The sequence below is a fragment of the Micromonospora sp. WMMA1947 genome (genome assembly GCF_027497355.1).
GTDB lineage: Bacteria > Actinomycetota > Actinomycetes > Mycobacteriales > Micromonosporaceae > Micromonospora.
The window spans coordinates 2956777-2980344 of record NZ_CP114909.1; the positions used below are offsets into that span (position 1 = coordinate 2956777).

Consider the following 23568-nt stretch of genomic DNA (forward strand, 5'->3'; position numbering starts at 1 on the left):
GTCAGTCCTCGTCCGGGTCGTCGAGACGGGCCAGCCAGGTGGCGAACCGCTCGATCGGGGTCTCGAACTCCGGGTTCAGGTCGACGAAGTCGCGCAGCCGCTCGCCCAGCCACTCCAGGCTGACCTGCTCGTCACCCCGGCGCTCGACCAGTTCCTCGATGCCACGGTCGGTGAAGTACACGGTTTTCCTCTCGTCGTCGTACGGCAGCGGCCCGCCCCGGGTCGGGACGGGCCGCTGCCGGTGGTGTCACGGGCGGGGGAGAGCCGCCTCGATCAGCGCGTTCTGCTCGACCTCGTGCATCTTCGCCGAGCCCACCGCCGGCGCGGCGGCGGCCGGCCGGGAGATGCGGCGCAGCCGGACCTCGGGCAGGTGCTCCAGCAGGTTGAGCGCGACGAACGACCAGGCGCCCTGGTTGGCCGGCTCCTCCTGGACCCAGGCGAAGTCCTCGGCGTTCGGGTACTGCGCGAGCGCGGCCCGGACCTCCTCGACGGGCAGCGGGTAGAGCTGCTCCATCCGGATGATCGCGGTGTCGGTCACGCCCCGCTCCTGCCGGGCCTGGAACAGGTCGTAGTAGACCTTGCCCGAGCAGAGCAGCACCCGCTTCACCTGCTCCGGCGCCGGAGCCGCGGTGTCGGCCAGCACCGGCTGGAACGTCCCGGTGGTGAAGTCCTCCACCGGCGACACGCACAGCTTGTGCCGCAGCAGCGACTTCGGCGTGAACACCACCAGCGGCTTGCGCTTGGGCGACAGGGCCTGGCGGCGCAGCAGGTGGAAGTAGTTCGCCGGGGTGGTCGGGATGGCCACCCGCATGTTGTCCTCGGCGCAGAGCTGCAGGAACCGCTCCGGGCGGCCGGACGTGTGGTCCGGGCCCTGGCCCTCGTGGCCGTGCGGCAGCAGCAGCGTCACCGCCGAGCGCTGGCCCCACTTCACCTCGCCGGACGAGATGAACTCGTCGATCACCGACTGGGCGCCGTTGACGAAGTCACCGAACTGGGCCTCCCAGGCCACCAGCGCGTTGATGTTCTCCACCGAGTAGCCGTACTCGAAGCCCATGGCCGCGTACTCGGAGAGCAGCGAGTCGTGGACGAAGAAGCGCGACCGCTCGCCGTCGGCGGTGAGCGACATCAGCGGCAGGTAGTCCTCGCCGGTCTTGGCGTCGACCACCGAGGCGTGCCGCTGGACGAACGTGCCGCGGCGCGAGTCCTGCCCGGCGAGCCGGACGGTGACGCCGTCGTGCAGCAGCGTGCCGAACGCGATGATCTCGGCGAAGCCCCAGTCGATGCCGCCCTCGACGGACATCTTGCGGCGCCGCTCCAGCAGCTGCTGGATCCGCTTGTGCGGGGTGAAGCCCTCCGGCAGGTTGACGTGCGCCTCGCCGATCGCCTTGACCACCGAGGCGTCGGTGGCGGTGTCGACCTGCGGCTCCGGCTCCTCCTCCCGCGCCGGGCGGCTGAGCTGACGCGGCGTGGTCGCGGCGTCCCGGGTGGCCTTGAAGACCCGCTCCAGCTGCCCCTGGTAGTCACGCAGAAGCTCCTCCGCGTCCTCCACGGTGATGTCGCCGCGCCCGATCAGCTCCTCGGTGTAGAGCTTCCGGACGGACCGCTTCGAGTCGATGATCTTGTACATCTCCGGGTTGGACATCGACGGGTCGTCACCCTCGTTGTGCCCGCGCCGGCGGTAGCAGACCATGTCGATCACGACGTCCTTGTTGAACGCCTGCCGGTACTCGAACGCGAGCCGGGCCACCCGGACCACTGCCTCCGGGTCGTCGCCGTTCACGTGAAAGATCGGCGCCTGGATCATCCGGGCCACGTCGGTGCTGTAGAGGCTGGACCGGCTGTACTCCGGGGCGGTGGTGAAGCCGACCTGGTTGTTGACGACCACGTGCACGGTGCCGCCGGTGCGGTAGCCGCGCAGCTGGGAGAGGTTGAGCGTCTCGGCGACCACGCCCTGGCCGGCGAAGGCAGCGTCACCGTGCACGGCCAGCGGCAGCACGGTGTAGCCCTCCAGCTTGAGGTCGATCCGGTCCTGCTTGGCCCGGACTATGCCCTCCAGCACCGGGTCGACGGCCTCCAGGTGCGACGGGTTCGCCACCACCGACACCTTGACCGCGTGCTCGCCGTCCGGGGTGGTGAACTTGCCGTTCTGGCCGAGGTGGTACTTCACGTCGCCCGAGCCCTGCGTGGACCGCGGGTCGAGGTGTCCCTCGAACTCGGAGAAGATCTTCTCGTACGGCTTGCCGACGATGTTCGCCAGCACGTTGAGCCGGCCGCGGTGCGCCATGCCGATGACGACCTCGTCCAGACCGGCCTCGGCGGAGCACTCCAGCACCTCGCCGAGCAGCGGGATCAGCGACTCGCCGCCCTCCAGCGAGAAGCGCTTCTGGCCGACGTACTTGGTCTGCAGGAACGTCTCGAACGCCTCGGCGGCGTTGAGCCGGTTCAGCACGTGCTTCTGCTCGTCGGAGCTGGGCTTCTCGTACTTGCGCTCGACCCGCTCCTGGATCCAGCGGCGCTCCTCCGGGTCCTGGATGTGCATGTACTCGATGCCGACCCGGCGGCAGTACGAGTCGCGCAGCACGCCGAGGATCGAGCGCAGCTTCATCCGCTGCTGGCCGGCGAAGCCGTTGACCGGGAAGACGCGGTCGAGGTCCCAGAGCGTGAGCCCGTGCTGGAGGACGTCCAGGTCCGGGTGCTTGCGGATCTTGAACTCCAGCGGGTCGGTGTCGGCCATCAGGTGGCCGCGCACCCGGTACGCGTGGATCAGCTCGTGCACCCGAGCGGTCTTGTTGATCTGGCCTTCGCTGTCGACGGCCACGTCGCGCATCCAGCGCACCGGCTCGTACGGGATCCGCAGCGAGGTGAAGATGTCGTCGTAGAAGCCACGCTCGCCGAGCAGCAGCTCGTGCATCACCTTCAGGAACTCGCCGGACTGCGCGCCCTGGATGATCCGGTGGTCGTACGTGCTGGTCAGCGTGATGACCTTGCTGACCGCGTTCTCGGCCAGGGTGGCCTCGCTCATGCCCTGGTAGGGGGCCGGGTATTCCATCGCACCGACGCCGATGATGGCGCTCTGCCCCTGCATCAGACGCGGGATCGAGTGCACCGTGCCGATGCCGCCCGGGTTGGTCAGCGAGATCGTGGTGCCGGAGTAGTCGTCCATGGTCAGCTCGTTGCGGCGGGCGCGCCGGACCACGTCCTCGTACGCCTGCCAGAACTGCCGGAAGTCCATCTGCTCGCAGCCCTTGATGGACGGCACCACCAGGTTGCGCGAGCCGTCCGGCTTGACCAGGTCGATCGCGATGCCCAGGTTGACGTGCTCCGGGCGGACCATCGCCGGCTTGCCGTCGACCTCGGCGAAGGAGTTGTTCATCTCCGGGTGCTCGACGACCGCGCGGACCAGCGCGTACCCGATCAGGTGGGTGAAGCTGACCTTGCCACCGCGACCACGGGTCAGGTGGTTGTTGATCACGATGCGGTTGTCGACGAGCAGCTTGGCCGGGACGGCGCGCACGCTGGTGGCGGTCGGGACCGACAGCGACGCGTCCATGTTCTGCACGATCTTGGCGGCGACGCCGCGAAGCGGCGTGGTGCCCGCGGCGCTCGCGGTCGGCGCCTTGGCGGCCGGCTTGGCCGGGGCGGACTTCTTCGCCGGCTCAGGCGCCTTCGCCGCCGGCTTCGCTGCGGGCTTGGCCGGGGCGGACGCCTTCGGCTCGGCCTTGGGGGCGGCCTTCGGCTCCGCCTTGGCGGGCTGCTCCTTGACGGTGGCCACTGCTTCCTGCTGCTCGGCCGGCTCCGGCTTCGCGGCCGGCTTGGCCTGCCCGTCCGGGCGCGGCGTGGCGGCGCCCGGGGCCGGCCGGTAGTCGGCGAAGAAGTCGTGCCAGGCCGAATCGACGCTCGAGGGGTCGGCGAGGTAACGCTGGTACATCTCCTCGACGATCCACTCGTTCGGGCCGAAACCCGCCAGTGGGTTCTCCTGCGAAGTCTGCTGGGTCGACACGGCCGCTAATCGCCTCTTTCACGCGGTTGTGAATGTCACGGTGGCCCCCGGTGACCCCCGGTTGCCGACGCTGGGTAAACCGATTCCAAGGCTACGCCGTGCGCTGCGCGCAGGCATTCTCGCCTCCGGCTGGTGGTCCGTTTCACAGAAGATGCCAGAAGTTCGGCAAACGCTGCGTGATCCGCCGACTCCTGCTAGACGGCGAAGGCCCCGGCCGGTGACGGGTGTCACCGGCCGGGGCCCGGCCTGACCGCGAGGTCAGGAGATGTCGCGCTTGCGGATCGTGGCCACGCCGATCGCGCCGGCCACCACCGCGTACCCGATCAGCACCAGCGCGCCCGCCCACTGCGGCGGGTTGCCCGGGATGTCGGTGTCGCCGCCCACCATGAGCCCGGAGGCCAGGGACGGGACCAGCAGCTGGAGCTTGTTGATCCAGTCGCCGTACCGCGAGGCGAGCAGGCTCAGCACGATCGCCGCACCGATCGCGCCACCCAGGTAGAACAGGATGCCGGTCACGGTGGCGCCGATCTGGCTGCGGATCAGCACGCCGAGCCCGACGCCGAGCACCGACCAGAGCAGGTAGGCCAGGCCGTTGAGCGCGATCGCCCGCCAGATCGCCCCGCTGCCGAGCTGCGAGCCGACGTCCACCGAGTTGAGGATCAGCGGCGAGATGATCAGGTTCAGCACAGTGGTGACGAGCCAGAACAGCAGCGCCAGCACGCCGGCCGCGGCCAGCTTGGCCAGCATCACCGCGGTGCGGTGCGGTGCGGTGAGGAACGTGGTGGTCACCGTCTGGTGGAAGAACTCGCTGGTCACCACCACGATGCCGAGCAGCAGCACGATGAGCAGGCCGAAGAACTGGCCGTTGGTGTAGAGGTTGGCCGCCAGGTTGTCGGCGGCCGAGATGGCCTGCAACTGGTCGGACTGCTCGGCCGGTACCTCGCCGAAGTCCCCGCCGGCCAGCGCCTCGGTCTGCAACCAGTTGAAGAACAGCGTGAGCGCCCACAGCGCCAGGCTGATCAGCCCGAAGATCCACCAGGTGCTGGTGGTACGGATCTTGAGCAGTTCGGATCGGACCAGCGTCATCGGATCTCCGCCTTTCCGGCCGTCAGCTCCAGGAAGACCCCTTCGAGGTCGGGGCGCTCGGTGGTCAGCTCGTGCAGCTCCACCTTGGCGGCCAGCGCGACCCGGCCCACGGTCGGCGCGTCCACGCCGGTCACCAGCAGCGCGCCGTGCGGGTCGGTGTCGACGGTTGCCGACTGCTCGCGCAGCGCCGCGACCAGCTCGTCGGCCTGCGGGGTGCGCACCCGCACCCGCACGTCGTGCGTCATCGACGCCATCACCTGGTCGACCGGGCCCTGCCGGACCAGCTTGCCGGCCGCGATGATCACCACGTCGTCGGCGAGCAGCTGCATCTCGGAGAGCAGGTGGCTGGAGACCAGCACCGTCCGTCCCTCGGCGGCGAGCCCCTTGAGGAAGCCGCGCATCCAGCGGATGCCCTCCGGGTCCAGGCCGTTCGCCGGCTCGTCCAGGATCAGCACCTGCGGGTTGCCGAGCATCGCTGCGGCGATGCCGAGCCGCTGCTTCATGCCGAGCGAGTAGCCCTTGAACTTGCGCTTGGCGGCGGGCGTGAGCCCGACCAGCGCCAGCGCCTCGTCGGCGCGCTCCTTCGGCAGGCCCGCCGCAGCGCAGATCACCCGCAGGTGGTTGATGCCGGTGCGGCCCTTGTGCGCGCTGGACGCCTCCAGCACCGCGCCGACCGTACGCAGCGGGTCGGGCAGGTCGGCGTACCGGCTGCCACCGATGGTGGCCGTGCCGGCGCTCGGCGTCACCAGGTTGAGCAGCATGCGCAGCGTGGTCGTCTTACCGGCGCCGTTCGGGCCGAGGAAGCCGGTGACCCGGCCCGGCTCGACGGTGAACGACAGGTTGTCCACCGCGCGGACGTTCTTGTATTGCTTGGTCAGGCCGGACACGATGATCTGGCCGGTCCCGGCACTGGGGCGTGGCTGCCCGTCGGACATCATTCTCCTCTCCTGCCCCGGCGGGCTCGTCGCGCGCCGGTGGGGCGCCGTTGCGGGGGCACCCGGCAACAGCCTTCCAACCCGGCGCAAGGGGGTCAATCAGGCGGGACGCGTACGCGCCGTCCTCCTCAGGGAGGAGATCACCGGGCCGGCAGCGCCACCCAGGTCGCCCGGGCACGGCCGAGGAGCGCGCCGTCCGCACCGTACAGGCTGGTGTGCACCTCGGCCCGGCGTCCCTCGGAACCGACCGCGACGCCGGTCACCACGCACTCGTCGCCGGGCCGTGGCAGCGCCGTGACCTGCGCGGCGATCCGCCCCAGCACGTACGGCCGGCCGGGCGCGAGCACCGCCCAGCCGCCCGGGCAGTCCAGCGCCGCCCACACCGTCGCGGGCACCACCTCGGCCGGCGCGCGGAACGGCGCGGCGGTCCGCCCGTCCGGCAGCCGGCCGGGGAAGATCCGCAGCCCGTCCGGGTTCGCCGGGCCGCAGACGTAGCAGCGGGGGAACGGGTGGTCGACCAGACCGGGGTACGCCCGCGCGGCCTGCTCCGCCGTCGCCGGGTCCACCGGCGGCACCACCGCGTCGACCGGCTCGATCCGGCGCACCTGGGCGATCAGGTGACCGTCCGGGTCGCGTACCTCGCCGTCGGCGGCGGTCAGCGGCGTGTCCAGCGGCGGCGGCCGGCGCAGGGTGACCTCCACCGGCCCCCGGTCGTCGATCAGCGCGGCGAAGATGCCGGCGCTCCAGCCGCCGTTGCCGGAGCCGTCCGGCCCCTGGAAGCGGGCCTCGACCAGCATGTGCACCTCCGGGTTCCCTCCGCCGGCGCCGTCGCGGCGGTCCGCCCGGCAGCCTCGCACACGCCGGTCCCGTCCCGGCCGTCCCGGTTCGCACGCCGCCGCCGACCGGCGTTCACCGGATCGACACCCCTCATCCCGTCCGGCGGCAACCCGGGGCACCTACACAGGAGTCATGGCCGTTCTGCACGCCGCTGGCGCACCGCTCACGACCAGCGGTTACACCCTGCTGATCGCCGACGACCCGACACTGGTCGCGGCCGCGCAACGCCTGCGCCACGAGGTGTTCGCCGGCGAACTCGGCGCCACCCTGCCGACCGCCGCCACCGGGCTCGACACCGACGGGTTCGACGCGTACTGCGACCACTTGGTGGTGCTGCGCGAGGGCACCGGCGAGGTCGTCGGCACGTACCGGCTGCTGCCGCCCGGCCGCACCGACCGCCGGTACGCCGACGCCGAGTTCGACCTGAGCCCGCTGGCCCCGCTCCGCGACCACCTGGTCGAGGCGGGCCGCTCCTGCGTCCACCCCGATCACCGCACCGGCGCGGTGATCAACCTGATGTGGGCCGGGATCTGCCGCTACCTGCACCTGCGCGGCGCCCGCTGGCTCGGCGGCTGCGCCTCGGTGCCGGTCGCCGACGGCGGGACCGCCGCCGCGCAGGTGTGGGCCGAGGTCACCGCCCGGCACCTCGCCCCGCCGCTGCTGCGGGTCACCCCGCGCCGGCCCTGGTTCGCCGAGGCGCCGGCCGCCGACCTCGCCGCGCTCAAGCCGGCGCAACGGCGGGCGCTCGTGCCGCCGCTGCTGCGCGGCTACCTGCGGCTGGGCGCCTGGGTGGCCGGCGAGCCCGGGTACGACGCGGACTTCGGCTGCGCCGACTTCTACGTGTTGTTCTCGCTGGACCGGATGAACCCGCGCTACCTGCGGCACTTCCTCGGCGAGGCCGGGTCGTGACCGCCGCCGCCGAGCCGTGGGTGGCCGGTCCGGGTGCCGGGGAGGGCCTGTGGCGGCCCACCTCCGGCTGCGGGCCGGACTGCCTTCCGCCGCTCGCCGCCCCGGACGTGTCGCGGCTGCGCCGGGCGGGACGGCTGCTCGGCGTACTCGGCATGCTGCTGGCCGGGGCGGGCCTGACCGTGCTGCTGCCGCTGCTGTCCGCCGCCCGGGGCCGGGCCGCGTTGCGGGGCTGGGCGCGGTGGACGCTGCGTACCCTCGGGGTCCGGCTGCTGGTCCGCGGCCGGGTGCCGCGCGGGCGTGCGCTGCTGGTCGCCAACCACGTCTCCTGGCTGGACGTCCTGGCGGTGCTCGCCGTGTCGCCGGTCCGGATGGTGGCGAAGCGCGAGGTCCGGAGCTGGCCGCTGGTCGGCGCGCTGGCCGCCGCGGCGGGCACCGTCTTCGTGGACCGGTCCCGGCCGCGTGACCTGCCGGCCACCGTCGCGCGGGTGGCCGGCGCGCTGCGGTCCGGGCGGTCGGTGGCGGTGTTCCCGGAGGGTACGACCTGGTGCGGCGCCGCGACGGACTGCCGCCCGAGCCGCGGCTTCCGCCCGGCGATGTTCCAGGCCGCCGTGGCGGCGGGCGCTCCGGTGGTGCCGCTGCGCATCGGCTACCGGTACGCGGGTGATCCGAGCACCCTGCCCGCCTTCCTCGGTGCGGAGACGCTCTGGGCGTCGGGACGCCGGGTGCTCGCCGCCCGGGACCTGACCGCGTCGGTGACGGTGAGCGCCGCGCTGCACCCGGCCGAGGGCGCGGACCGCAGGTCGCTGGCCCGGATCGCCGAGGCCGCCGTCCATCCGGCCCTCGACCCCTGCTCGCGCCACCGCTCGACCTGACAGCCTGACCTGCGGCCGTCAGGGACGCGACACAGTCGCGATAGTGTCTTGTTCAGTCGCGATGTATCGCGTTATGCTCCTCGCAACACCGGGTGTGCCGTGGGTCGGCACGCCGACGAGGGGAGCGTGTCATGGCCAACTGGACGGTCGAGAGCCCGCAGCGGATCACCGTGGACGAGCCGATCACCCGGCTCGACGCCGAACTGATCAGCGGCCGGCTCAACGTGGTCGGCGCCGACGGTCCGGCCCGGGTGGACGTGACCCGGGTCAGCAGCCGGCCGCTCCTCGTCGAGGTCCGCGACGGGCGGCTGACGATCCGGCACAAGCGCAAGCCCGGCCTGTTCGGCATCTTCTCCTGGTTCGGCAACCGGATCCGGGCCGAGGTGTCGGTAGCGGTTCCGCCGGACGTGCTCGCCACCCTGTCGGTGGTCAGCGGCGCGCTCGTCGCCTCCGGGCTGCGCCGGGAGACCCGGGTCGACGTGACCTCCGGGCAGGTCACGCTGCGCGGGCTGCGGGGACGCACCAGCGCGAAGGTCATCTCCGGGCCGGTCGAGGCGCTCGGCATCGGCGGCGACCTGGACCTGGAGACGGTCTCCGGTGAGCTGATCCTGGCCGACAGCGCGCCCGAGCGGGTCCGCGCCCACGCCGTCTCCGGCTCGATCACCTGCGACCTGGACAACCCGCGCGGCAGCGAGATCCGGCTCAGCGCCATCTCCGGCAGCATCACCGTGCGGGTCCGTGAGGACAGCGACCTCACCGTGCACCTGCACACCACCTCCGGCAAGATCACCAGCGGCTTCCCGCAGGTGGACAGCGGTGGGCGCGGGCTCGGCTCGATCAAGGACAGCCACGGTGTGCTCGGCGGGGGTGCGGGTAGGCTCTGGGCCTCCGCGACCTCCGGCAGCATCGCGCTGCTCGCCCGCCCGGTCGCGCCCGCCGACCATGTGGAGGACGTGCCGTGACCGCGGTGTTCAGCCACGGCCGGCTCCGGCTCTACCTGCTGAAGCTGCTCGACGACGGCCCGAAGCACGGCTACGAGCTGATCCGTCTGCTGGAGGAGCGCTTCCTCGGCCTGTACGCACCAAGCGCCGGCACCATCTACCCCCGCCTGCAGCGGCTGGAGGCGGAAGGGCTGGTCACGCACACCGCAGCGGGCGGACGCAAGGTCTACGAGATCACCGAGGCGGGCCGCGCCGAACTGCGGCAGCGCGCCGACGAGCTGTCGACGCTGGAGAGCGACATCGGCGCCGCCGTCGAGGACCTCTCCGCGTTGGCCGGGGAGATCCGTACCGAGGTGCGCGGATCGGTGCGCGACCTGAAGCGGGAGCTGCGCGAGGTGGCCCGCCAGACCCGGCAGGGCGGCTGGACGGCGTCCACCGCCCGGCCGGCGACCGGCGAGGGCCCGGCCCGTCCGGACGACTCGCCGCTGCTCGCCGACTTCGACAAGCGGCTGGCCGCGTTCACGGTCGAGGTCGGGGCGCTGGTCCGGGCCCGGCGGCTGAGCGACAACCAGCTCCGTACCGCGATCCGGCTGCTCGACGGCGCGCTGGAGGGCCTGCGGCGACTGCTCCGCTGATCTCACAGGTTGTTTCCAGGGAGCACCCAGCGCGGCCGCAGCCGGAGCGCGGATGATGGGTGACATGGCGGCTACCCAGACCGAGGCTCGGCTTCTCGTCGTCGAGGACGACCCCAACATCCTCGAACTGCTCTCCGCGAGCCTGCGCTTCGCGGGCTTCGACGTGGCCACCGCGACCAGCGGCAGTGCCGCGCTGAACGCCGCCAAGGACCACCGGCCCGACCTGGTGGTGCTCGACGTGATGCTGCCCGACCTGGACGGCTTCGAGGTCATCCGGATGCTGCGCGAGGGCGGTACGCGTACCCCGGTGGTCTTCCTGACCGCGCGGGACGCCACCGACGACAAGATCCGTGGGCTCACCCTGGGCGGCGACGACTACGTCACCAAGCCGTTCAGCCTGGAGGAGCTGACCGCCCGGATCCGGGCCGTGCTGCGGCGTACCGCGACCGGCGACCAGACTCCCTCCCGGCTCACCTTCGCCGACCTGGAACTGGACGAGGAGACCCACGAGGTGCACCGGGCCGGCCAGCGCGTACAGCTGTCGCCGACCGAGTTCAAGCTGCTGCGCTACCTGATGCTCAACGCCAACCGGGTGCTCAGCAAGGCGCAGATCCTCGACCACGTCTGGAACTACGACTTCCGGGGTGACGACAACATCGTCGAGTCCTACATCTCGTACCTGCGGCGCAAGGTCGACAACACCCAGCCCCGGCTGATCCACACGCTCCGGGGAGTGGGATACGTGCTCCGCAAGCCGGCGGCGTGAACGTCGTCCACGACGCGAAGGGCAGGCTGCGTAGCGTCCCGCTCCGGCTGAAGCTCGTCGCCGCGGTCCTCGCGCTCGTGGCTGTGGCGCTGGTGGTGATCAGCGGTCTGACGGCGTTCCTGCTGCGGAACTACCTGATCGGGCAGGCGGACGACCAGCTCCGCGGCGGCGCGTACACGGTGGCCAACACGCTCGACAGGGCCGGCGGCGGCCCGATCAAGATCACCATTCCGTCGGACTACGTGGCGTCCACCGTGGCGCCCGGCGAGTTGCCCGATGAGCCGAGGCGCTACGAGGGCCTGCGCGACGAGGAACTGCCCCGGTTCCCCGCCGACTACGCGGGCTACCAGGAGCGGGTGGGCGACCCGTTCACCGTGCGCTCCGAGGACGGCCGCAGCCGGTGGCGGATGCTCTACACCGCCCTGCCCGACGGGCGGATCATCGCGTTCGGGCAGCACCTCACCGGCATCGACTCCGCGGTCGGCCGGCTGGTGTGGATAGACCTCCTGGTCGGTGGCGCGGTGCTGATCTCGCTGGCGTCCGTCGGCGCCGGGATCGTGCGTACCAGCCTGAAGCCGCTGGTGGAGATAGAGCGTACGGCGGCCGCCATCGCCGGCGGTGACCTGACCCGGCGGGTGCCCGACCCGGAGGAGGGGCGGTCGTGCCCGACCTCTGAGCTGGGCCGCCTGTCCCGGGCGCTCAACGCCATGCTGGCCCAGATCGAGGCCGCGTTCACCGCGCGGGCCGCCTCCGAGGCGGCGGCGCGCAGCGCCGAGATGGGCGCGCGGGACGCCGCCGCGTATGCGCAGGCGTCGGAGGCGCGGGCCCGCCGGTCCGAGGAGCGGATGCGGCAGTTCATCGCCGACGCCTCGCACGAGCTGCGCACGCCGCTGACCACCATCCGGGGCTTCGCCGAGCTGTACCGGCAGGGCGCGGCGCGGGCGCCGGAGCAGACCGCCGACCTGCTGCGCCGCATCGAGGACGAGGCGTCCCGGATGGGTCTGCTGGTGGAGGACCTGCTGCTGCTGGCGCGGATGGACCGGGAACGGCCGATCGCGCTGGCCCCGGTCGAGCTGCCGGTGCTGGCCTCGGACGCGGTGGAGGCGGCCCGGGTGGTCGCCCCGGACCGGCGGATCGAGCTGGAGCGGGAGCCGGGCGCCGGCCCGCTGGTGGTGCTCGGCGACGACGCGCGCCTGCGTCAGGTGATCGGCAACCTGATGACGAACGCGCTCACCCACACCCCGCCGGACGCGTCGGTGACGCTGCGGCTGCGGGCGGAGGCGGGCAACCTCGCCGTGGTGGAGGTGGCGGACACCGGTCCCGGGCTCACCCCGGAGCAGGCCGAGCGGGTCTTCGAGCGGTTCTACCGGGTGGACGCCGCGCGTACCCGCCGGGCCGGCGGACCGATCAGCACCGGCCTCGGCCTGGCCATCGTGGCGGCGCTCGTCGCCGCGCACCACGGCACCGTCGAGGTGGCGGAGACGCCGGGCGGCGGGGCGACGTTCCGGGTGAAGCTGCCGCTGCTGCCGGAGGCGCCCGAGCCGGGCGAGTGACATTCAGAAAACTTCCAGGCGGATTCCAGGCTGGTGACAGTGCTACGGGGAAAGCTGGTGACATGACCGACCACGAGACCGATCCGCAGCGGTCGCCGGCCCCCGCCGACGCCGAGCCGTCGCACCACACCGCCGAGCTGCCCCGCGTCGAGAGCGGGACGTCGGACTCCTCCAGCAACCCGGCCGCGGCGTCGGTTCCGGCCGACTCCCCGGCCGCCGGAACCAGCACGCCCGCCGGGCCGTACCCGCCGCAGCCGGCGACGCCGTCCGCGCCGCCGTATCCGGCCTCGGGGCAGCCGCACCCCTGGTACGGGCAGCAGCAGGGCGGCTGGAACCAGCAGGCCACCTCGGGCTACCCGTCCACCCAGCACGGCGGGCCGGTCCCGTCGTACCAGGCTCAGCCGTACCAGACGCAGCAGGGCTACCAGTCGTACCAGCCCGGGCAGCCGATGCCGCAGTGGGGCCAGCAGCAGCCGCCGCGGCCCAGCCGGGCCGGGAAGATCGTCGGCGCGGGCGCGCTGGCACTGGCGCTGATGTTCGGCTCCGGCGTGGCGGGTGGCGCCCTCGCTCTCGGGCTCAACGGGGACGGGCCCACCCGCACCTACTCGGCCGCTCCGGTGATCAACAGCGCCGACCTGCCCAAGATCGCGGCCTCCGTCCAGGACAGCATCGTCACGATCATGACGGGCAGCGGTGAGGGCTCCGGGGTGATCCTCAGCGCCGACGGGTTCGTGCTCACCAACAACCACGTGGTCGCCGGCGGCGGCGACACCGTCCGCGTGGTCTTCGCCAACGGCAAGAGCGCCTCCGCGAAGGTCGTCGGCACCGACCCGAAGACCGACCTGGCGGTGGTCCAGGCCAGCGGCGTCAGCGACCTGAAGGCGGCCAAGTTCGGCGACAGCGACGCCATGCAGGTCGGTGACCAGGTGCTCGCCCTGGGCAGCCCGCTCGGCCTCCAGGGCTCGGTCACCGCCGGCATCCTCAGCGCCCGCGACCGCACCATCCAGGCGGGCGGCGGCCAGCAGCAGAACCCGCAGCAGGGCGCGAGCTCGATCTCCGGCCTCCTGCAGACCGACGCCCCGATCAACCCGGGCAACTCCGGCGGCGCGCTGGTGAACACCCGGGGTGAGGTCATCGGCATCAACACCGCCATCGCCACCGCCGGACAGGGCAGCACCGGGAACATCGGCGTGGGCTTCGCCATCCCGAGCAACAAGGCCAAGGACGTGGCCGAGAAGCTCCAGCGCGGCGAGAAGATCAGCCACCCCTCGCTCGGGGTGAGCGTGAACGGCGCCGAGGACGGCGGAGCGCTCGTCGCCGCCGTCACGCCCGGCAGCCCCGCCGAGAAGGCCGGGCTCCAGCGCGGCGACGTGATCACCAAGTTCGGCGACAAGGTGATCAACGATTCGAACGACCTGGTCGGCGCCGTGCAGGCCGGCAAGGTCGGTGACCGGGTCGAGGTGCAGTACAAGCGAAACGGATCCAGCGAGAGCGCAACCGTGACGCTCGCCGAGACGTCGTAGTCCCGAGGACCTGCCTCCCTCCTGGGCGGCGGGTGACGGAGCCAAGGGGGTTGGCTCCGTCACCCGCCGCCCCTCCTCGTTTTCTCACCCGGTGCGGGTGAGCGCGCCTCACCCGCACCGTGGGCAGGCTCGGGGCATGACGACCACGTCCGCCGTGCGTACCGACCAGGAGATCCAGCGCGACGTCCTCGCCGAACTGGACTGGGACGCGCAGACCCGCGCCACCGAGGTCGGCGTGACGGTCTCGCGGGGCGTCGTCACGCTCACCGGCCAGGTGGACAGCTACGCCCGGCGCTGGGCCGTCGAGCGCTGCGCCCACCGGGTACGCGGCGTCCGGGCGGTCGCCAGTGACCTGGCCGTCGACCTGCCCGCCACGGACCTGCGTACCGACGCGGACATCGCGATCGCGGCAGGCCGGGCGCTGGAGTGGGACAGCTTCGTGCCCGCCGAGCGGCTGGACGTGACGGTGGCCGACGGCTGGGTGATGCTCCGGGGCGAGGTCGAGTTCGGCTTCCAGCGCCGTACCGCCGAGCGGGAACTGCGCCGGCTGCGGGGCGTACGCGGGGTGACGAACCTGGTCGAGGTGCGGCCCCCGGCTCCGCCGAGCGACGAGCAGAGGCGGCTCGACCTGCGCGCCCTGCTGCTGCGGCGCACCGGGACCGATCGGATCGACGCCCGGGTCGACGGGGACACGGTGGTGCTCGACGGCGCGGTGAGCGCCTGGTGGCAGCGGGAGGACGCGGAACGGGCCGCCTGGGCGCTGCCCGGCGTACGGGAGGTGCACGTCGGGATCGTGGTGTCCGGCTGACCGGTGTCGTTTACCGCGGGCCGGGCCGGGAACCCGCGCGCAGCGGGGTACGCCGGGGACCGACGGGGAGGACTCGTGGCCGTGAACCAGCAGTCCCCGGAGCGCGCCCGGGCCGGGCCGCTGCGGATCGCCATGGTGGTGCCGCCGTGGCTGTCGGTGCCGCCGCCCGGCTACGGCGGTCTGGAGACAGTGGTGGCGGGCCTCGTCGACGCGCTCGTCGACAGGGGACACCGCGTCACGCTGTTCGGCGCCGGGACCGAGCACGGCACCGCCGCCGACTTCGTCTCCACCTGCGACGACCTCCAGTACGAGCGGATGGGCGAGTCGCTGCCCGAACTGGCGCATCTCGCTCACGTGGACCGCCTGGTCGACCCGGCCGCCTTCGACCTGATCCACGACCACACCACGATCGGCCCGCTGGTGGCCGGCCGCCGCCGGGTGCCCACCGTGGCCACCGTGCACGGCAACCCGGTCGGGGAGTACGGCACGGTGCTCGGCAACACCGACCGGGGGGTGGGGCTGGTCGCGATCTCGCACACCCAGCGCCGGGCCAACCCGGGTCTGCCCTGGGCCGGCACGGTGCACAACGCGATGCCGCTGCGGGACATCCCCCGCAAGCGCAGCCCCGGCGCGGGCCCGGTGCTCTGGCTGGCCCGGTTCAGCCCGGACAAGGGCCCGGACGTGGCGATCGCGGCCTGCCGCGCGGCCGGGTTGCCGCTCACGCTCGCGGGCAAGAGCAACGAACCGGCCGAGCGCCGCTACCTGGAACAGGTGGTCCGGCCGCTGCTCGGCGACGACGTGACACTCGTGGTGAACGCGGACCGGGCGACGGCGTTGCGGCTGCTGCTGGACGCGCGTTGCCTGATCATGCCGATCCAGTGGGCGGAGCCGTTCGGCATGGTGATGGTGGAGGCGATGGCGACCGGTACACCGGTGGTGGCGCTGGGCCGCGGCGCGGTGCCGGAGCTGGTCCGCGACGGGGTCACCGGTTTCGTCTGCGAGCACCCCGGCGAGCTGCCGGCGGCGTTGCGGGCGGCGGCTGACCTGGACCCGGCGGACTGCGTGGCGCACGTGGGGGAGAACTTCTCGGTGGAGCGGATGGCCGCCGACTACGAGGCTGTCTACCGGGGCTTCCTCGCCGCGCGGGCGCCCGCACGGGCACCCCTGGCGGTGGCGCCGGCCGTCGCCGGGTGAGCCGTCAGGTCTGCCCGGCCACGAGTTCCGCCGCGGCGGCGTCGAGTCGCCGCGCGTACCCGGGGCTGATGCTGCCCTCGCGGCGACGCTCGTCGATCTTGCCGCGGAGCCGGTCCACGGCGGCGGTCACCTCGCCCTCACCGCTCGCGGCGACCGCGTTGCGCAGCAGGTTGCGCAGGTCCACCCCGACGTCCTCGCGGATCTGGCCCTCCGTCAGCCCGTCCTCGATCAGCCCGTCCACCCGTTCGGCGGCGTCGGCCTGACCGGCGCCCGGCGGGCGGGCGCCGCCGGTCGGCGGCACCGACGTCGGCGCGGCCGGCGACGTGGTGGCCGGCGTCTCGGTCACCGGCGGCTCGGCGGGCGTCGGCTGCACCGGCCCGGCGGTCGGCAGCACCCGGGGGTCGGCGGGCCGGTCCGGCGTCAGCGCGGGCGCCAGCAGCGCCGCGGCGGCGACCACTGCCACACCGACGGCCGCCACCGTGAGGGTGCGGCGCCGGCCCGGCCCGGCTGCCGGAACCGGCTGCGCGGCGGGGGCGGGCTCCGGGGGCGGGACCGGCCCCGGCGGCGCGGCTGCGGCGGCCGGTTCCGGGCCGGCCGGCGGCGAGGTCAGAGCGGGCAGCGTCATGGTCGGCGCCAGCATGGTGGCGGCCTGTGGGTCCGCCGGCAGCATCTGGTCGCGCAGCACGGCGGCCACCCGGTGCGCGGTGGGCCGGCGACGCGGGTCGCGGGCCAGGCACCGCAGGCAGATCTCCGCGACCGTCCGGGGCAGCCCCGGTACGTCGTCCAGCGTGGGCTCCGGACTGTCCGCGAGCGCCGCGCTCAGTTGCTCCCAGGTCTCCGCCGGGTACGGCGGCTGCCCGGTCAGCGTCTCGAACAGCAGCACGCCGAGCGAGTACACGTCGGTGGCCGGCTGGGCGGGCGCCCCGTCGAGCCGTTCCGGGGCCACGTACGCCGGGGTGCCGAACGTGCCGCCGTCCTCGTCGTCGTCCGGCGTGCCGATCCGGGTGGCGATGCCGAAGTCGAGCACCTTCGCGCCGGTGCCGGTCATCATGACGTTCGCCGGTGTGACGTCGCGGTGCACGATGCCGAGCCGGTGTGCCGCGGCCAGCGCCTCGGCCACCTGCGCGCCCGTCTCCACCGCCACCGGCCAGGGCAGCGGCCCCTGGGTGAGCCGGTGCTCCAGCTCCTCGCCGCTGAGCAGTTCCATCACCACGAACGAGGTGATCGAGCCGTCCGGGGCCACCGTCTCGCCGTAGTCGTGCACGGCGGTGACATGCGGATGGTCGAGTTGGGCGGCCGAGCGGGCCTCCTCGCGAACCATGTCGCGGAACCGCGCGTCGGCGGCGAGCGAGGGGGCGAGCACCTTCACCGCCACCACCCGGTCGAGCACCTCGTCGCGGGCACGCCAGATCACCGACATGCCACCGGCACCGATCCGGTCGATGAGCCGGTACCGCCGGGCCAGCAGACGGCCGGCCTGGAGTGTCGCCATCAGCTCGCACCTGCCTGTGCTCGGGAGCGCTATCAGGTTCCGTGAATGTGTCTTACGTGTCAACAGTCCGCGCGGCGCCAATCGCGCGGCGCACATCCGCGATGGCTCCCCGTCACCGCCGGGAGCGGCGGGGACGTCCGCCCGGCCGGTTGTGCGCCGCGTGCCAGGATGAACGCATGGCAGCAGGTCCGGTGGCGTTCGTGCTCGGCGGCGGGGGAGTGCTCGGCGCGGTCGAGGTGGGCATGCTGCGTGCGCTGTTCCGCGCCCGGATCACACCCGATCTGGTGCTCGGTACGTCGATCGGCGCGGTCAACGGCGCCCTGGTCGCCGCCGACCCGACCGAGGCGGTCACCGACCGGCTGGTCCGGCTCTGGGCCTCGCCCGAGGCCAGCGAGGTGTACGGCGACTCGGTCGCCCGGCAGTTGCGCCGATTCGCCGCCCGCACCCACCTGCACTCGCCCCGCCCGCTGTACCGCCTGCTGGAGAGCACGCTGGGCGAGGAGACCACCTTCGCCGACCTGGCGGTGCCGTTCCGCTGCTGCGCCGCGAACATCGAGCGTGCCGCCGAGCACTGGTTCCACAGCGGACCACTGGTGCCGGCGGTGCTCGCCTCCGCCTCGGTACCCGGGCTGCTGCCCCCGACCCAGATCGACGGCCAGCACTACATCGACGGCGGGGTGGTCAACTCGATCCCGGTCGGCGAGGCGGTGGCGCTCGGCGCGAAGCAGATCTTCGTGCTCCAGGTGGGCCGGATAGAACGCGAGCTGAGCCCGCCGCGCCGCCCCTGGGAGATCGCCCAGGTGGCGTTCGAGATCGCCCGCCGGCACCGGTTCGCGCGGGAGATGGCGGCGCTGCCCGAGGACGTGGAGGTGCACGTGCTGCCCACCGGCGGGCTGGAGCCGCGCGACGACAGCCCGTGGGCGTACCGGGACACGGCGGCGGTGGGCCGGCGGATCAGTCGCGCGTACACTGCGTCGCGCCGATACCTGGACACCGCGCTGGAGCGCTGAATGCCGCTGCCACCCCGCTGGCTCCGCCGGCTGGTGCTCGCCCCTGGCGTGGTGCTGCTCGCCTTCTTCGTGGTGACCACGCTGCCGGCCTGGGCACTGCTGGCGCTCGCCGCGTCTCCGCTGGTGCCGGGGCGGCTGCGCCCGCTGCGACTGCTCTGGATCGGCACCGTCTACCTGGTCTGGGACGCCGCCGCGCTGCTCGCGCTGTTCCTGCTGTGGCTGGCCTCGGGCTTCGGCGCGTACAAGCGCGCGCCGGCGTTCCAGCGGGCCCACTACGTGCTGGCCGGCTGGTTCCTGCGGATCATGTTCTGGCAGGCCCGGTGGACGCTGCGGCTGAGCATCGACGTGGTCGGCGCCGACCCGGACACCGCCCTGCCGGGCCGCCCCGAGCTGGTGGTCTGCCGGCACGCCGGGCCCGGTGACTCGTTCATCCTGATCCACGCGCTGGTGAACTGGTTCAACCGGGAACCCCGGATCGTGCTCAAGGAGACCCTCCAGTGGGATCCGGCGATCGACGTGCTGCTCAACCGGCTGCCCAACCGGTTCATCGCGGCCGGGCCGGACGGGCGGGAGTCGGTGGTGCGGCAGATCGGCCACCTGGCCACCGGCCTGGACGACGACGACGCCTTCGTGATCTTCCCGGAGGGGGGAAACTTCACCCCGTCCCGGCGGCTGCGCGCGATCGACCGGCTCCGCGGGCTCGGGCTGGAGCGGATGGCGCGGCGGGCCGAGCGGATGCGGCACGTGCTCGCCCCGCAGCCCGGCGGGCTGCTCGCCGCGCTGGACGCCGCGCCGGACGCCGGAGTGATCTTCGTGGCGCACACCGGTCTGGACCAGATGCTCACCGTCGCCGACGTGTGGCGCGAACTGCCGATGGACAAGCGGATCGTGATGCGGTTCTGGTCGGTGCCGCCGGAGGAGATCCCGGCCGGCAAGCAGGAACGCGTCGACTGGCTGTTCGACTGGTGGGCCCGCATCGACACGTGGATCGCCGCCAACCGCAACGGCGCGGCCGACGACGCCTGAGCGGAATCGCCGCGCGTGTTCAGCGCGGTGCCAGGTCCGCCGCGTAGGGTGCGCTGGTGGAGCAGATCTGCGTGGTGACGACGGTGGTGGACGCCCGCGGGGTCGCGGACGTGCTGGCAGCCGCGGCAGTCGCCGGTCGGCTGGCGGCCTGCGCCCAGGTCGGCGGCCCGGTGGACAGCACCTACTGGTGGCAGTCGGCGATCCAGACCACCGTCGAGTGGCAGGTGCGGTTCAAGACCGCGCCGGACCGCGTGGACGCCCTGGTCGACCAGCTCCGGGCCAACCACCCGTACGAGGTGCCGGAGATCCTGGTCAGCCGGGAGGACAGCGGCAACCCCGGCTACACCGCCTGGGTACACGAGCAGACCCGGCCCTAGGTATTCCTACTCTGTCCGTCCGCTCCGTCGCTGACGAAGCTGGTCGGGTGGAGAACACCGGCTACCCCTGCCCCGGATGCGGCGCCCCGGCCGACCTCGTCGCCGGATGTCGCGGCTGCGGCCGTCCGCCCTATCCGCCCGCCGCCGAGGTGGTCCGGCTGGACCGGGAGATCACCGAGCTGGTGCCGCGCGTCGAGGCGGCCCGGCTCGCGTACCAGGACCTGTCCGGCCGGCTGGGCACGGCCCGGCAGCGGCGGGCGGCGCTCGCCGCCCGGATCCGCCAGGAGATCCCCGCGCCGCTCCCGGTGGCCGCGCCGCCGCCGCGCGCGGTCGCGCCCGCCGCCCCGGTACGCCCCGGCGGCGCGGAAACCTCCACCCGGGCGGTGCAGGGCCTGCTGTTCGTCCTCGGTGGACTGCTGCTCGGCACCGCCGCCGTGGTGTTCACCACTGTCGCCTGGGCCACGTTCGGAGTGACTGGCCGGGCGCTGATCCTGCTGGCGGTCACCGCGCTGGCCCTGGCCGCGCCGCTCGTCGCCCGGGCGCGCGGGCTGCGCGGCACCGCCGAGACACTCGCCTCGGTGGCGTTGCTGCTGGTGGTCCTGGACGGGTACGCCGCCTGGTCGGTGGACCTGTTCGGGGTGGCCGGCCTGCCCGGCAGCCGGTACGCGGCGCTCGTCGCGGCCGTCAGTGCTGTGGTGGCGGCCGGATACGCGCTGGTCAGCCGGCTCACCGCTCCCTGGTTCGCGGCGTGGCTGCTGGCGCAGCCGGTGCTGCCGCTGGCCGCTGCGGCGTTCCGGCCCACCGCCGCCGGCTGGGCGCTGGTGCTGACCGCCGTGGCGCTCGGTGATCTCGCCGTGGTGGTCGTGCTGCGCCGTCGTACCTCCGGCAACCCCACCGCCTCGGCGGCCGGGCGGGTGCTGGGCTGGACCGGGCACGGCGTGGCGCTGGTCGTGGCGGCCGGCTGCGCGCTGGTGCCGCTGGCGGTCGGCCACGCGGCGGGCGTGCCGCTGCTGGCCGGTGGCCCGCTGCTGGTGGTGGCGCTGGCGGTGGTCGCCGGCGCGCTCGCGGCCGGCAGCCGGGTCTGGCGTGCAACGACCACCGGGCTGCTGGTGCCGGTGCTCGCCCTCGCACTGATCCGGCCGGTCGGTGAACTGCGCCCGGGGCTGCTGCTGCTCGCCGCCGGTCTCGTGGTGGCGGCGCTCGCCGGTGCGGTCCGGGCGCTGCCCGTGCCGGTCCGGACCGGTCCCCGGGTGGGCGCGCTCGCGGTGGCCGCCGCGCTGGGCCAGGTCGGTGTCGTGCTCACCGGTCTGGTCGGCGCGGCCACCGCGATCGACTCGTTCCCGGCCTGGCAGGGCGGACGGGACGTACCGGCCCCGTCCTGGGGCTGGCAGCTCCCGGTCGCTCTGCTGCTGACCGCCGGCGCGGTCGCGCTGCTGACGCCCCGGGCAGGTCGGCCGCTGGTCGGCGCGATCACCGCCGGGCTGGTCGCGCTCGCCGTGCCGGCCGTGACGGCGACGCCGTGGCCGCTGGTGCTCGTCGTGGACCTCGCGACGGCCGCCGCGCTGCTGCTGGTGGCGGTGGCCCGGCCGCGTGGGGGACGGGTCGTCGTCCCGGTCACCGCGTCGGCCGGTGCGGTCCTGCTCGGGCACGCGCTGCTCGTCGGCTGCGCCGCTCCGGGCGGGGTCGTCGCCGTGCTCGCCGGAACCGCCGTGCTCGGCGTGACGGTGGCCGGGCTGGGCCGGCGCGGGCAGGGCGCGCAGCCGGTCGTCGGCGGCGTCGCGCTCGCGGTGGCGCTGGTCGCCGTACCGGCGGCGGTGGCCGTCGCGCTGCTCGGCCTCGGCGCGCCGCTGTGGTGGCATCTGCGGGGCGCTCTCGCCGCCGTCGTGGTGCCGCTCGTCGTCCACCTCGCCGTCCGTCGCCTGTGGCCCGACCTGAGCGGGTACGCCTCGACGGGGCTCGCCGTGGCGCTCGCCGGGACCGGCCTCGTGCCGCTCGTCGCGCCGGGCGGGGAACCGGTGGCGCTCTACGCGGCGGCCGGAGTCCTGCTGGCGCTCGCCGCCGGGGGCGGCTCCCGGCCGGCGGCCGCCCCGCGCGCGGTGGGCGCCGCGCTGGCCGTGGTGGCGTTGCTGGCCACGGCGCGGACCGTGCTGCTGGTGCTCGCGGACCTGCCGGTGCGCCCCGGGTCCGGAGTGCCCGCCGTCGCGGCGGCGTCCGCCTCGACCGCCCGCGCCGGGCTGGTGCTGCTGCTCCTGGGTGCCGCCGCCGGGGCGTACGCCGCGACGGGTCGCCGCGTCGCGTGGTGGGTCGCCGCGTCGCCGTTCGGCGCGGTGGCGCTGCCGGTGCTGGCGGCGGCGGCCGGTGCGCCCTGGCCGGTGGTGCCGGCGACGGCGTTCGGGATCGGGCTGGCCGCGCTGCTAGCCACCGCGCTCACCGGCGCGTACCGGGCGGTGCTCGTGCCGCTGGCAGTGGTGCTCGCCGTTCCCGGGTTCGGCGGCCTGCTCGCCACCCGGGCCGGGACGCTCACCGCGCTCGGCGTGCTGGTGCTGGCCGGGGCCGTGACCGGGGTGGCCGGGCGGCCGGTGGTGGTCCGGATCGTGGGGTGGCTGGGCGCCGTCGCGGCGGCCACCGGGTTCGCCGTCGTCGCGTCGCTCACGGCCGGGCAGCCGTTGCGTACCGGGGCGTTCGCGGCCCTGGCCGTCGCGGCGGTGACGCTGCACGCGGTGCCGCTGCTGCGCGTGGTCCGAGGGCCGGGAGGCGTCGGCGCGGGGCAGGCCGTCGCGTGGGCGATGGAGGCGGCGGCACAGGCCGTGGCGCTGCTCGCGCTGCTGCTCGCCGGCGGCTCGTTGCGGCACGCGGCGGCGGTCTGCGTGCTCTGGGGCGCGGCCGTCGCGCTCAGGGTGCCGCGCCGGGGCGAGTCGCCGGGCGGGCGTCGCGTGCTGGCCGTGGTGGCCGCCGGCAGCGAGCTGGTCGGCGGGTGGCTGCTGCTGGCAGCGGGCGGTGTGGTCGTGCTGGAGGCGTACACGCTGCCGGCGGCGGCGCTCGCCCTGGGCGCCGGGCTGCTGGCGCTGCGGCGCCGGCCCGGGCTGACCAGCTGGCTGACGCTCGGCCCAGGACTCGGTGCGGCGTTTCTGCCCAGCCTCGTGTCGGTGCTGGCCCTCGGTGAGCCGCAGCCGTGGCGGCGGCTCGCGCTCGGCGCGGCGGCGGTGGCGGTGGTGCTGGGCGGGGCTGCCCGGCGCTGGCAGGCACCGGTGGTGCTGGGCGCGGCCACGCTGGTGCCGCTGGCGCTGCACGAGCTGGCCCGGGGCTGGGAGCTGCTGCCCCGCTGGCCCTTCCTGGGCGTGGGCGGGCTGCTGCTGATCGGGCTGGCCGCCACCTACGAGCGGCGCCGGCGCGACCTGGTCCGCCTGCGCGACGCGGTCGCCCGGCTCGGCTGACCCGCGCGACGAAGCCCTCTCACAGAAAGTGGTGAGAGGGCTTCGTCGCGTCAAAATTGATCGACGACAATTATTGCTCCGCGACATCGAAGGTTGTTAGATTCCTTCCGGCACCCACGGGGGGCGCTGAACCGACTCGCTCACAGAGCTTGGTCGCGGTGTCGGCACAC

19 protein-coding genes are annotated in these 23568 nt (G+C 73.9%); 13 read left to right on the plus strand and 6 right to left on the minus strand.

Going from position 1 to position 23568, the window contains the following annotated elements; all coding sequences use genetic code 11:
* Nucleotide 1 precedes the first annotated feature (1 nt).
* The 5 genes from O7604_RS14270 to O7604_RS14290 form a co-directional block, all read right to left on the minus strand.
* Nucleotides 2–181, minus strand: a complete 180-nt coding sequence (locus tag O7604_RS14270; RefSeq protein WP_194800518.1) for a DUF6104 family protein — start codon at nt 179–181, stop codon at nt 2–4.
* A gap of 66 nt (nt 182–247) precedes the next feature.
* Nucleotides 248–4000 carry a multifunctional oxoglutarate decarboxylase/oxoglutarate dehydrogenase thiamine pyrophosphate-binding subunit/dihydrolipoyllysine-residue succinyltransferase subunit gene (locus O7604_RS14275; RefSeq protein ID WP_281579841.1) on the minus strand — a complete coding sequence of 1251 codons (3753 nt, stop codon included), beginning with the start codon at nt 3998–4000 and terminating at the stop codon, nt 248–250.
* 258 nt (nt 4001–4258) lie between these two features.
* Nucleotides 4259–5086, minus strand: a complete 828-nt coding sequence (locus tag O7604_RS14280) for an ABC transporter permease (RefSeq protein ID WP_194800520.1) — start codon at nt 5084–5086, stop codon at nt 4259–4261.
* On the minus strand, nt 5083–6021 hold the full coding sequence (locus tag O7604_RS14285) for an ABC transporter ATP-binding protein (protein WP_194800521.1): 939 nt from the start codon (nt 6019–6021) through the stop codon (nt 5083–5085). The genes O7604_RS14280 and O7604_RS14285 overlap by 4 nt, the downstream gene beginning before the upstream one ends.
* Before the next feature lie 140 nt (nt 6022–6161).
* Nucleotides 6162–6818, minus strand: a complete 657-nt coding sequence (locus O7604_RS14290) for a hypothetical protein (RefSeq protein ID WP_269698157.1) — start codon at nt 6816–6818, stop codon at nt 6162–6164.
* Nucleotides 6819–6990: 172 nt separating this feature from the next.
* On the opposite strand from O7604_RS14290, the gene O7604_RS14295 reads away from it, so the two are divergent.
* From O7604_RS14295 to O7604_RS14335, 9 genes are all read left to right on the plus strand, one after another.
* Nucleotides 6991–7767, plus strand: coding sequence for a GNAT family N-acyltransferase (locus O7604_RS14295; protein WP_269697601.1), 777 nt, complete (start codon nt 6991–6993; stop codon nt 7765–7767).
* Nucleotides 7764–8639, plus strand: coding sequence for a lysophospholipid acyltransferase family protein (locus O7604_RS14300; RefSeq protein WP_281579842.1), 876 nt, complete (start codon nt 7764–7766; stop codon nt 8637–8639). Before O7604_RS14295 ends, O7604_RS14300 begins: the two co-directional genes overlap by 4 nt.
* A gap of 131 nt (nt 8640–8770) precedes the next feature.
* Nucleotides 8771–9601, plus strand: a complete 831-nt coding sequence (locus O7604_RS14305) for a DUF4097 family beta strand repeat-containing protein (RefSeq protein WP_281579843.1) — start codon at nt 8771–8773, stop codon at nt 9599–9601.
* Complete coding sequence (locus O7604_RS14310; RefSeq protein ID WP_281579844.1) at nt 9598–10215, plus strand: PadR family transcriptional regulator; 618 nt, start codon at nt 9598–9600, stop codon at nt 10213–10215. The genes O7604_RS14305 and O7604_RS14310 overlap by 4 nt, the downstream gene beginning before the upstream one ends.
* 64 nt (nt 10216–10279) lie before the next feature.
* Nucleotides 10280–10981, plus strand: a complete 702-nt coding sequence (locus tag O7604_RS14315) for a response regulator transcription factor (protein WP_043328553.1) — start codon at nt 10280–10282, stop codon at nt 10979–10981.
* Nucleotides 10978–12534, plus strand: a complete 1557-nt coding sequence (locus tag O7604_RS14320; protein WP_281579845.1) for a HAMP domain-containing sensor histidine kinase — start codon at nt 10978–10980, stop codon at nt 12532–12534. Before O7604_RS14315 ends, O7604_RS14320 begins: the two co-directional genes overlap by 4 nt.
* A 62-nt stretch (nt 12535–12596) precedes the next feature.
* Nucleotides 12597–14057 carry a trypsin-like peptidase domain-containing protein gene (locus O7604_RS14325; RefSeq protein WP_281579846.1) on the plus strand — a complete coding sequence of 487 codons (1461 nt, stop codon included), beginning with the start codon at nt 12597–12599 and terminating at the stop codon, nt 14055–14057.
* A 136-nt stretch (nt 14058–14193) separates the two neighbouring features.
* Nucleotides 14194–14865: a BON domain-containing protein gene (locus O7604_RS14330; protein WP_281579847.1), complete on the plus strand. Its 672-nt coding sequence runs from the start codon at nt 14194–14196 to the stop codon at nt 14863–14865.
* A 132-nt stretch (nt 14866–14997) separates the two neighbouring features.
* Nucleotides 14998–16059, plus strand: coding sequence for a glycosyltransferase family 4 protein (locus O7604_RS14335; protein WP_281579964.1), 1062 nt, complete (start codon nt 14998–15000; stop codon nt 16057–16059).
* A 4-nt stretch (nt 16060–16063) separates the two neighbouring features.
* Here O7604_RS14335 and O7604_RS14340 read toward each other — a convergent pair whose 3' ends face one another.
* The gene (locus O7604_RS14340) at nt 16064–17551 is read right to left on the minus strand and encodes a serine/threonine-protein kinase (protein WP_281579848.1); all 1488 of its coding nucleotides are present in this window, start codon (nt 17549–17551) and stop codon (nt 16064–16066) included.
* Nucleotides 17552–17727: 176 nt separating this feature from the next.
* On the opposite strand from O7604_RS14340, the gene O7604_RS14345 reads away from it, so the two are divergent.
* The 4 genes from O7604_RS14345 to O7604_RS14360 are packed head-to-tail and all read left to right on the plus strand — an operon-like array spanning nt 17728 to nt 23398.
* Complete coding sequence (locus O7604_RS14345; protein WP_269704252.1) at nt 17728–18561, plus strand: patatin-like phospholipase family protein; 834 nt, start codon at nt 17728–17730, stop codon at nt 18559–18561.
* Nucleotides 18562–19587, plus strand: coding sequence for a 1-acyl-sn-glycerol-3-phosphate acyltransferase (locus O7604_RS14350; RefSeq protein ID WP_269704254.1), 1026 nt, complete (start codon nt 18562–18564; stop codon nt 19585–19587).
* 56 nt (nt 19588–19643) lie between these two features.
* Nucleotides 19644–19964 (plus strand): divalent-cation tolerance protein CutA, encoded by a 321-nt coding sequence (cutA, locus tag O7604_RS14355; protein ID WP_269704256.1) that lies wholly within the window; start codon nt 19644–19646, stop codon nt 19962–19964.
* A 47-nt stretch (nt 19965–20011) separates the two neighbouring features.
* Nucleotides 20012–23398 carry a hypothetical protein gene (locus O7604_RS14360; protein WP_281579849.1) on the plus strand — a complete coding sequence of 1129 codons (3387 nt, stop codon included), beginning with the start codon at nt 20012–20014 and terminating at the stop codon, nt 23396–23398.
* The last annotated feature ends 170 nt before the right edge of the window (nt 23399–23568 follow it).

Bases quoted from the DNA above. Each gene is read 5' to 3' on its own strand.
- O7604_RS14280 (WP_194800520.1), bottom strand. From the start codon at position 5,086: ATGACGCTGGTCCGATCCGAACTGCTCAAGATCCGTACCACCAGCACC.
- O7604_RS14285 (WP_194800521.1), bottom strand. From the start codon at position 6,021: ATGTCCGACGGGCAGCCACGCCCCAGTGCCGGGACCGGCCAGATCATC.
- O7604_RS14290 (WP_269698157.1), bottom strand. From the start codon at position 6,818: ATGCTGGTCGAGGCCCGCTTCCAGGGGCCGGACGGCTCCGGCAACGGC.
- O7604_RS14295 (WP_269697601.1), top strand. From the start codon at position 6,991: ATGGCCGTTCTGCACGCCGCTGGCGCACCGCTCACGACCAGCGGTTAC.
- O7604_RS14305 (WP_281579843.1), top strand. From the start codon at position 8,771: ATGGCCAACTGGACGGTCGAGAGCCCGCAGCGGATCACCGTGGACGAG.
- O7604_RS14315 (WP_043328553.1), top strand. From the start codon at position 10,280: ATGGCGGCTACCCAGACCGAGGCTCGGCTTCTCGTCGTCGAGGACGAC.
- O7604_RS14325 (WP_281579846.1), top strand. From the start codon at position 12,597: ATGACCGACCACGAGACCGATCCGCAGCGGTCGCCGGCCCCCGCCGAC.
- O7604_RS14330 (WP_281579847.1), top strand. From the start codon at position 14,194: ATGACGACCACGTCCGCCGTGCGTACCGACCAGGAGATCCAGCGCGAC.
- O7604_RS14335 (WP_281579964.1), top strand. From the start codon at position 14,998: ATGGTGGTGCCGCCGTGGCTGTCGGTGCCGCCGCCCGGCTACGGCGGT.
- O7604_RS14340 (WP_281579848.1), bottom strand. From the start codon at position 17,551: ATGGCGACACTCCAGGCCGGCCGTCTGCTGGCCCGGCGGTACCGGCTC.
- O7604_RS14345 (WP_269704252.1), top strand. From the start codon at position 17,728: ATGGCAGCAGGTCCGGTGGCGTTCGTGCTCGGCGGCGGGGGAGTGCTC.
- O7604_RS14350 (WP_269704254.1), top strand. From the start codon at position 18,562: ATGCCGCTGCCACCCCGCTGGCTCCGCCGGCTGGTGCTCGCCCCTGGC.